This window comes from Nitrosomonas sp. Nm132 (genome assembly GCF_900100485.1).
Lineage (GTDB): Bacteria > Pseudomonadota > Gammaproteobacteria > Burkholderiales > Nitrosomonadaceae > Nitrosomonas.
Genome location: NZ_FNDH01000070.1, coordinates 1 through 7893, shown reverse-complemented (window position 1 = coordinate 7893; position 7893 = coordinate 1). Strand labels below are relative to the sequence as shown.

Genomic DNA, 7893 nt, shown 5'->3' with positions numbered 1-7893 from the left:
TCTGGGTCAGTTGCGTCATGGTTTACCTTCCCGCTTTTCTGGCTAAAAAAGAATTATCTCCTTTTAATCAAGAAGGCGCACAGCAAAATGACTCGATCCTTGTCTAGTGCGGAATCTATGGTTCAATCCACCTAAACCGTCATGCTCTGCACAGTTTGGTGCACTTACAAATTGAATTCACGGTTTAAACCAGCAATTTCAGTCCTACCAAAAAAGTCACGATCTCAAAGCTGCGCTTGATAAATCGATTCCCTTTGACGATAGCGAAATGTGCCCCGAGATAACCGCCGACCATCGAACCCATTAATAACGCCGGTAACCAGTCCCATTTGATCTCACCGAGCATGCCGAGTGTCACCGCTCCGGCGCCATTCCAGAACAGTCCGACCAGGACCAGGGTATAGGCCACAGCCTGCTTGTAATCCAATCCAAACCAGTGGACAAGCCAAAGAGTCACGAACAACCCTGTTCCTGAGGTCAATGAACCATTGAGCACGCCAATCAAACACAACACCAAACCGCCTATAAGGTATCCCTGTCGATCACGATGCCGCGAGTCTGCCGTCATCCCGAGCTGCGGCGTAAAAAATGAGTAAAGGCTCATGCCAATCGTCAGTACACCCAACGCCATTTGTGCTGCGCGGTCCGGCACGTTAAGAATCACTGCCGCTCCCGCCACCACCCCAGGCAAGCCTGTAGCCATTACAAAGATGGCAAAGCGAATATCGAGCGATTTTTCCCGCCAATGACGCAATGTTGCACCCACGCCAAGCGCAACGCTGGCGACTTTATGGGTAGCGAGCGCTATCCCAAATGGCAATCCGAGAAATATCAGGGCAGGTAATTGAATCAACCCCGCCCCACCTCCGGCCAAGGCCGAAAAGGCGTTGGCTGCCAGTGAAACCAGCAATAATACGATCTGCTCACTCCAATTCACCGCTCCCCCTCGCGTTACTGAATATATATCTCAAACATTTCCCACACGATGCTATCAAGGTCACTTGTTGCACTACTGTCCATGAGCGGAATTGTCTATGCAGCCAGCCCCGAGAAGACATCTGAATTATTCCGCTGGACCGATAAAATGGCATCACTGATTACGGCGACCGGAAACCACCGGCAGTATGCCCAAAAGGAATACAAAGCCGTCAGCGAACGAGAACCCATCGTCTAAACCATCGAACTCATTCTTGCCTCACCAGAATTCATCAGGGCACTTGGGGTCTACCATTGAATTTGACATTTTTGCCTTCTCTTTTCCGCCTGTTTCACTGCCCGGCTCACGGTAGCATAACCCACACCAACATGCAGGGTGGTCAAATGCCCATAATCTCCCCATCATCGGACAGGTCAATACGGTGTGCGGCCGGGTCACGGGGTAATCCGGGCATGGTGACGATGTCGCCAGTCAGTACCAGCAGGTAACCGGCGCCAGCGGCGATACGCACCGACTCGACTGGCAGTGCAAACGCTCTGAGATGGCCTACGTGAGCTGGGTCACTGCTGAGTGACAGGTGGGTCTTGGCGATACAGATGGGAAGTCGGTCGTAACCAAGTAAGTAAACCCGTTCCAGGTCCTTTCTTGCAGTGCGGCTGAACTCGAGATCGTTGGCGCCATAGATGGTGCGAGCGACGGCGGCAATCTTCTCCTCAGGAGGTAACCCCAAGCTATAAAGATAACGTGCAGGCGATGTCGGTTGAGCGGCAGCGATGGTGACCGCACGTGCCAGCGCTTCAGCCCCGGCGCCGCCATCGGTAAAACCGGTAAAGAGGGCGGCATTCAGCCCAAGCTTGGCACATCCCTTCTTAATGGCAGCCAGTTCCTGCGAGGTATCGCCTTCAAAGCAATTGATGGCAATGACCGGCTCAAAGCCAAAGGCGCGCACGCTGTGGACATGGTGCTCCAGGTGTTCCAAGCCACATTCGATTTCTTGGATGGGATCGGAGTGGATGGGGTCGCCGCCACCATGGATTCTTAATGCCCGCGCGGTTACCACCAGCACAACCACACTAGGCCATAGACCAGAGCTGCGGCATTTCAGGTCAAAAAATTTCTCGGCGCCCAGATCAAAGCCAAAACCCGCTTCTGTCACAGCAAAGTCTGCGCAAGCAGCGGCAGTCTTAGTGGCGACCACGCTATTGCAGCCATGGGCAATGTTGCCAAAGGGGCCTCCATGCACAAAAGCGGGCACACCTTCGGTGGATTGCACCAGATTCGGCAGAATCGCATCCTGCAGCAAAGCCGCCATTGCGCCTGTTGCCTGCAGGCTCTGCGCCGTTACCGGATCACCCGAGCGGTCAAATCCGACCAGGATGCGCCCGAGTCGGGCTTTTAGATCCGCGAGATCCTCGGATAGACAGAGAATGGCCATGACTTCTGAAGCTGCGGTGATGTCGAAGCCGGTCTCACGTGGGACACCATTGAGGCGCCCGCCAAGCCCAATCACGGTCTCACGCAGGGCGCGATCATTCACATCCAACACACGGCGCCAGAAGACTTGGCGGTGCTCCAGGTCGAGTTCGCTGCGAAAATGAATGGCATTATCCAGCAAGGCGGCCAACAGGTTGTGTGCCGCAGCGACGGCATGCAGATCCCCCGTGAAATGCATATTGATGCGCGCCGAGGGCTCGAGTTGGCAACGGCCGCCACCAGTGCCGCCGCCCTTGACGCCAAAGATGGGTCCCAGCGAGGGTTCGCGTAAGGCAAGTGCTGTACGCTGACCGATGCGGGCAAGACCTTGTGCCAAGCCGATAGAAACGGTAGTTTTTCCTTCGCCGCTGCGGGTGGGATTAATCGCCGAAACCAGTACGATTTTTCCTTTTGGCTTAGCCTCTTTCTTGGGTAAGGCGCTCAACCGAAGCTTTGCCATATACTCGCCATAGCACATCAGTGCATTGGGTTGCAGATCAAGGGCTGCGGCGATGTCCAGTATGGGGCGCATGATGAAAAATTAGGGTGAAGAGAATAAGTAAAAATAGCATCAATTCTAACATTCCAACACTCATGCCAATTATTCTGTTCGAATAGCCGCATAACCCGACTCACGGCCATAGGGTGAATGCCGAAATGATCATCCATCTCTGACAGCACGTTAGTACCGAATAAATAAGAAGGTCGGGCTATTGTTTCGTTTCTATTCCGATAGCAGTGTCGACAAACCTCCGGCGACATGGCGGCAACGCGTCAATGCTTTTTAGATAACCCCCCGAAGTTCTTCCGGCGTTTATCCTACTGATACCACTCCACGAAAGCATCAATACCCATGCCCATTTATCGGGAATTAGCCCTAAATTCCAAGCTAAAAAAATTTAGCTGTCAGTATATAATTTCTACTTTCATTCTATATTTTGCAAAATAAAATGCAAGAACCTAAGCCACCCGGGATAGAACCCTTTACCTTTGTTTTCAGTTGGCGACGTTTTTTAGTGCATTGTGCAATTATAAGTGTTTGTATCATGCTCGGTCTGATGACCTGGTATTTTGGTAAACCGCCTAGCATCCGATTTTATGAAGCAACATCGGAAGAACAACTGGCCACTGCGATAGCACCCGGTATTGATATGGCATTGGATACGCGCAGTTCTATAGCCGTGAAAGAAGACCAACCGCTGCAAGTTGAATTATTCAAGGGAAATGTTTATTTTGACATCAAAAAGAACGCCACCAATCAGCTTGAAGCCAAAGTTGGCAATGCCATCATCAAGAACTTTGGCACGCGCTTCAGTATCCAGATGCAGAAAGATGGCAATAACCATATCGCCGTTGCAGATGGATACATCAAGATCCATGTCGCTTCCGGGGTATATCAAATCAATGCATCTGAGCAAGCCGACTTTGATGATACCAGCGTCAGCAAACACCAGCTGATTACTGACCGAAACATTGCGCCTTGGCGCTCTCAGCAATAATGATGTAGATAAGAAATTTAAGCTTGCTGCTTAAATTACCAAGGCAAGATAATCACCCTGCCAGCAAAGACCGGGCAAACGATCTGGTCGCGCAAATGAATACGCAATACTCAATACTCAAATTAACGCATAGCGTTCAGTTGATGAGCAGGTCTACGGCGTATCGCTTTTTCAGCACACCCTAACCCGAATATTTCATAAATTGGCACGTGCCCTCACTTGTCTTTTGATTAATAAGAAAGATTTTGCTCAGTCGGGTGTATGAGTCACTACACCCCTCTTTCTCAAAACTTCCCTATTAATCAAAACCCTGCGTGATCATCACGTGAATTTATGCAATATTCGGGCTAATGATCAAATAGCGAGAAAAAATTGCTCTTCTCCTTTTATCACGCCCGTTTGGCGTGTCCTATACTATTCACGCATCCATTCCAAGCTTGATACTGGCAGCACATGTGGTTACCCAAGATAGTACTGGGAAAAAAGACGAATCCTGGTCATCAATTCTAATCTGCTCATAAATTCTTATCTTTCCGTACACAGGGTAGCGAGCGGCGTTAGCCTGAAAAGGATTCATCCACTGCCAACACATGATTAAAGATTGGCAAGGATGCGGTGAACTTACGAATATTCTGATTCATTCTTCAAGGAGAGAGTAAATGTTGAAAATCGGGTTTGTATCCCGGATTGGCAGTATCGCCTCAGTATTTGCCTTGCTATTGCCTGCGATTTCATCTGTCGCAGAACCAGTAATCGTCGATCAAGGCAAAGAGTGGACAGCTTCTGCCAGAAAGGATTTCTATAGCCGCGACCAGGGATCCCAGCTGATACCACTTCGCTGGATCGTCGCCTTAAAGCAGCCAAATGGCAAACCATTCATGGATGAAAGCCTTGGTCGTTATGGTTATTTACCCAACGAAACAAGCCGGCCCGCTGGATTGCCGGTTGGATTTACTGTTTCCAGCGGGGAGAGCGGACAGGAAATCGGCATGAATTGCTCCGCTTGTCATACGCGCCAAATCGAGGTTTCCGGTACTTCCTATCGAATCGATGGCGGTCCTGGAATCGTTGATTTCCAAAGCTTCCTCGCTGATCTCGATACTGCGGTGAACACGGTTTTGACAAATCAGCAAGCATTCACCGACTTCGCTCATTCTGTACTCGGTCCGTCACCAACTTCGAAAGATAAGGAGAAGCTACGAGAAGAGGTGAAAGCTTGGTACTTGCCCTACCATACCTTGGTAGAGCGCGCGCTTCCTGCACAGCCTTGGGGGCCTGCGAGACTTGACGCCGTATCGATGATCTTCAACCGACTCGCCGGGTTAGACATCGGCCCTTCGCCTACCTACATGATTCCTGAAAATATCCAGCCGGCCACTGCACCGGTACGCTATCCGTTTCTCTGGAATGCTGCGATTCAGGACAAAACGCAGTGGCCCGGCTTCGCCAGTAATGGCAATGATATACTGGGACTCGCCCGGAATCTCGGTGAAGTTTACGGAGTATTTGGTGTTTTTCATCCTAAAAAGGATGCGTGGCGTCTGCTCGGAATCGATTACCTAGCCAATAACTCAGCTGATTTTCAGGGATTGGGCGCATTGGAAGATTTGATAAAAAAAATTGGCCCTCCCAAATGGCCATGGAAAGTAGATCAGGCTCTTGCTAGCAAAGGTAAAGCAATTTATGCCCGCAAGACTGAGGAAGGTGGTTGCGCCGATTGCCATGGTATCGCGCCTGGTGAGACCCGGTTTCTCGAGCAAAAAACCTGGAAAACTCCAATCATGGATGTCGGTACCGATTCCAAGGAATACGAGATTCTCGGCCGTACCGTGAAGACGGGTGTGCTTGAAGGTGCAAAAATCCCGTTTCTCGCTGCCCCACTCAAGCCAGTCGATACCGCTTTCAACGTTCTGGGAACTGCTGTTCTCGGCTCCATTCTCCAGCATTACGTTCCCGTCCTGATGAAGGCCAAAGATGCGGCACAGGCAGATGGTCTGAAATCACCGTTTCCACCGGAAACGGACTCTCTCAAGGATGCATACATTGCACCGGCAGTGTCTGAGAAACCAACTTACGCATATGAATCCCGAGTTCTTGAAGGAATCTGGGCGGCGGCACCGTACCTTCATAACGGATCTGTGCCAACGCTGGCAGAGTTGTTGAAACCCGCAGCCGAACGGGTCGGTTCGTTCAAAGTTGGTCCGGCTTACGATATCGCCAACATCGGAATTGCCGCTGAGCAAACCAAATTTGACTATACGTTGCAAACTACGGATTGCAGTGACCGGAATTCTGGAAACAGCCGTTGCGGCCACGAATTCGGCACCACGCTTTCCTCGGACGAGAAAAAAGCCTTGCTTGAGTATCTCAAAACGCTCTAAATAGAGCAGTATCACAATGGTTGTTTCCTATCAGGAGAAGCGTTAGGTTAACAACGCAGCTCGCCCCCGGTAGAAATTTATTTTACTGGGGCGAGCCCTACCCGCCCAACACCGTCCTTGTCTTTCCAGCATAGATCAAAAAGCTCATCTTTTTATGAATCAACAAAAAAGTATAAGAAGCGTTATCCGAATAATCCAAGCGCTGGGCGTGGCATTACTTGAAACCGCACTCACCTGTATCGGCAGCGGGAAGAAATGGTCTTGCCATCAAACGAATATGGAGCGAACAATTCTCGCAAACTGTTCAGTCCGGGCGGTTAGGAACCTTCACTTCCTATCGAATATCTAAAAAATATAGGATGTTTCCCAATACGGAAAAGCGTTGGTATAGCCAGCCTCAATGGAACACAATATCGTGGAGAAAGCCTGTTATTATTTCGGAGATGTAATATGGCAATGGGTATCAGAAAAATTCATGACACAAAGTTCCAAGCTGAGTGAAAGGAAAGCTATGATAGGAAACTTTGGTGTCTTCGACATCGTCGAGGCCGACGAACTGTAAGGGATTGAAAAAGCCACCATGATCATACGCGCTTATAGGCATGCGGATACGGAAATGCTGTTTGGAAGCGTTGGAAGGAATTTCTGGATACGCTTTAATTACAGAAGGCCATCGCCATTATGCCAACCGTTCTGATCACCGGCAGTAACCGCGGTCTTGGGTTGGAGTGGTGTCGTCAATACGCAGAGGCCGGATGGCGTGTTTTCGCCACTTGCCGGTTTCCTGCACAAGCAGAAGAGCTACAACGGCTGGAAAGCAAGAACAGTGCCTTAACCAGACATCGTCTGGATGTGACCGACCCCGATCAGATCAATGCCTTGGCAGGAGAACTTGCGGATAATCCCATTGATCTCTTGATCAATAATGCGGGGATCTATTTCGAGAAATACGTTCGGCCGGATCAAGCTACCGATTATGAAGCCTGGGCCCATACTTTCCGCGTTAATTCCATGGGCGCATTGCGCGTGAGCCGCGCGTTCCTTGATCATTTGCGACGCAGTCAAAAGCGTCTGATCGTCGCCATCACCAGCCACATGGGTTCCATTGCTGAGATCGAAAGTCCCGGCAGTTACTACTACCGCTCCAGCAAAGCAGCATTGAATGCTGCCATGAAAGGATTCTCATTGGAACTAAGGCCGCTGCAGATCGGGGTATTATTGCTGCATCCGGGTTGGGTGCGAACGCGGATGGGCCGCTGTTGCCCCAAAAAAGTGTCGAGAGTATGCGCACCCTAGTCGACGCTTTTACCCTGGCGGACAGTGGGCGTTTCTTTCGCTATGATGGTAGCGAGATCCCTTGGTGACAAGACAAAACCGCATCGTCAACTATCTGGGGCGACCTTGCTTGAGCAATTTGACCTAAGGCAGGCCTGTAATCATCTGCAGAATAGATAGTAAAAAAGGTTATAGACAAGGTCTCACATTTGCCATCCATATCTTGTTGCTTCAGAAGCTGTCTGGCAAAACGATTTCCATTAGAATCAAGGATTTTTTGATAGTAAGCTAAGAGATGTCATACAAAACGGATATAAATGATGAGGAA

General features: G+C 50.0%; 7 protein-coding genes. 5 read left to right on the top strand and 2 right to left on the bottom strand.

Features of this window, described 5'->3' with window-relative positions; all coding sequences use genetic code 11:
• Positions 1-184: 184 nt before the first annotated feature.
• Positions 185-937, bottom strand: a complete 753-nt coding sequence (locus BLP80_RS13880; RefSeq protein WP_090544224.1) for a sulfite exporter TauE/SafE family protein — start codon at positions 935-937, stop codon at positions 185-187.
• Positions 938-985: 48 nt separating this feature from the next.
• On the opposite strand from BLP80_RS13880, the gene BLP80_RS15350 reads away from it, so the two are divergent.
• A complete protein-coding gene (locus tag BLP80_RS15350; RefSeq protein WP_143002306.1) occupies positions 986-1174 on the top strand; it encodes a hypothetical protein in 189 nt (62 codons plus the stop codon).
• 142 nt (positions 1175-1316) lie between these two features.
• Here the strand turns inward: BLP80_RS15350 and BLP80_RS13875 are convergent, their stop codons facing one another.
• A complete protein-coding gene (locus BLP80_RS13875) occupies positions 1317-2888 on the bottom strand; it encodes a formate--tetrahydrofolate ligase (RefSeq protein ID WP_256325115.1) in 1572 nt (523 codons plus the stop codon).
• A gap of 472 nt (positions 2889-3360) precedes the next feature.
• On the opposite strand from BLP80_RS13875, the gene BLP80_RS13870 reads away from it, so the two are divergent.
• The 4 genes from BLP80_RS13870 (at position 3361) to BLP80_RS13860 (ending at position 7586) form a co-directional block, all read left to right on the top strand.
• The gene (locus BLP80_RS13870; RefSeq protein WP_090544220.1) at positions 3361-3909 is read left to right on the top strand and encodes a FecR domain-containing protein; all 549 of its coding nucleotides are present in this window, start codon (positions 3361-3363) and stop codon (positions 3907-3909) included.
• Between the two features lie 659 nt (positions 3910-4568).
• Entirely contained in the window at positions 4569-6290 is a 1722-nt protein-coding gene (locus BLP80_RS13865) for a di-heme-cytochrome C peroxidase (protein WP_090544217.1), read from the top strand.
• 400 nt (positions 6291-6690) lie between these two features.
• Positions 6691-6852, top strand: coding sequence for a hypothetical protein (locus BLP80_RS15765; protein ID WP_176754381.1), 162 nt, complete (start codon positions 6691-6693; stop codon positions 6850-6852).
• A gap of 119 nt (positions 6853-6971) precedes the next feature.
• Positions 6972-7586, top strand: coding sequence for an SDR family oxidoreductase (locus BLP80_RS13860; protein WP_256325114.1), 615 nt, complete (start codon positions 6972-6974; stop codon positions 7584-7586).
• Positions 7587-7893: the final 307 nt, after the last annotated feature.

Bases quoted from the DNA above. Each gene is read 5' to 3' on its own strand.
- BLP80_RS15765 (WP_176754381.1), top strand. From the start codon at position 6,691: ATGGAACACAATATCGTGGAGAAAGCCTGTTATTATTTCGGAGATGTA.
- BLP80_RS13860 (WP_256325114.1), top strand. From the start codon at position 6,972: ATGCCAACCGTTCTGATCACCGGCAGTAACCGCGGTCTTGGGTTGGAG.
- BLP80_RS13865 (WP_090544217.1), top strand. From the start codon at position 4,569: ATGTTGAAAATCGGGTTTGTATCCCGGATTGGCAGTATCGCCTCAGTA.
- BLP80_RS15350 (WP_143002306.1), top strand. From the start codon at position 986: ATGCTATCAAGGTCACTTGTTGCACTACTGTCCATGAGCGGAATTGTC.
- BLP80_RS13870 (WP_090544220.1), top strand. From the start codon at position 3,361: ATGCAAGAACCTAAGCCACCCGGGATAGAACCCTTTACCTTTGTTTTC.
- BLP80_RS13875 (WP_256325115.1), bottom strand. From the start codon at position 2,888: ATGTGCTATGGCGAGTATATGGCAAAGCTTCGGTTGAGCGCCTTACCC.